This window comes from Brevibacterium sp. SIMBA_078 (assembly GCF_046534565.1).
Taxonomy (GTDB): Bacteria; Actinomycetota; Actinomycetes; order Actinomycetales; family Brevibacteriaceae; genus Brevibacterium.
Genome location: NZ_JAWRYQ010000023.1, coordinates 1 through 505 on the forward strand (window position 1 = coordinate 1; position 505 = coordinate 505).

The 505-nt window shown below is 39.6% G+C and carries 1 protein-coding gene; it reads left to right on the forward strand.

Going from position 1 to position 505, the window contains the following annotated elements:
- A partial coding sequence (locus SB749_RS18690; RefSeq protein WP_410711620.1) for a hypothetical protein occupies nucleotides 1-505 on the forward strand: 505 nt, incomplete at both ends.

The window sequence follows — 505 nt, forward strand, 5'->3', positions numbered from 1 at the left end:
GGGACTAACTATGATTAAACAGTTAAGTGGTATTGATGCAGTAAAGAATCTTGTTAAAGATGCTGGTGTTTCCATTCCTGAAAAAGCCGATGATAAGACGATTATGGATACCATACAAAAGCATTTAGAAGCTGGCGGAAGCTTGAAACGTGCTAGGGGTTTAACTGTTGGACGTGAATCGGTTGCAGTAACTGAGAGAGGTACATCAGTAAAGACACAGTACAAGGTTGTAGAAGTAGAAGACTTAATAGCTTCTAACACTGTAGGTGGTGCAATAAATCCAAACTTCCCTACAGAATTACAACCACGTGATAGAAGTAAAACTGCTTCTAAGCTTCAGGTACGTCAAATTGCTTCTAATTTGGACTTTAATCGTTTAGGGGAAAGTACCCTTGCTTCTTCAGGAAGTCCGATTGTAGGAAATGATAGGGTAGTAGAATCAGGTAATGGGCGAATACTGGCTATTCAAACTGCTTACATGGAAGGGAATGAAGCTAGTAAGAAT